General features: G+C 58.4%; 1 protein-coding gene. It reads right to left on the reverse strand.

Features of this window, described 5'->3' with window-relative positions; all coding sequences use genetic code 11:
• The coding region (locus tag AC1D0P_RS27530; protein ID WP_477679633.1) for an ABC transporter substrate-binding protein at nucleotides 1–419 on the reverse strand (419 nt) is incomplete at its 3' end.
• Between the last annotated feature and the right edge of the window lie 144 nt (nucleotides 420–563).

Below are 563 nucleotides of genomic sequence, written 5' to 3' on the forward strand. Positions count from 1 at the left end.
TCCTTGACCAGGTCCTTGTTCACGAGCAGCGACATGACGCCGTAATAATCGCCGTACCAAAAACCGTCGGCATCCTTGGCGCTATCCGGAATGCTGTCCCAGGTCGAGACCTTGTAGGGCTGCAGCAGGCCGTCCTTCTTGGCCGTCGGGCCGAAGGAGAGGCCGACGTCGATGGTGTCAGGAGCCTGCGGGCCCTTGTTGTTCTTGTTGGCCTTGATGGCTTCGACTTCGTCGCCCGAACCGGCGTCCGGGTTCAGTTCGTTGACCTTGAGGCCGTACTTGGCCTTGAAGGCTTCCAGCGCGCCGCCGTAGTTGCACCAGGAGTGCGGCAGGGCGATGACGGTCAGTTCGCCTTCGGCCTTGGCAGCCTTGACGAGGTCATCCATGGACGCAGCACGGACGCTGGCCGTCGAGGCCATGAGTGCCGCGCAGCTGACTGCGACGAGTGTATTGAGGGTTTTCACTGACTTTCTCCTCTTTCTAGTTTCAAGCGGTGAGCGTGCTGTTAGATTTATTCCATGACGTCTGTGTGACAGTTTTGTGCACTGAACAAAACTGTACAC

It is taken from the genome of Polaromonas sp. P1_G2 (assembly GCF_056405515.1).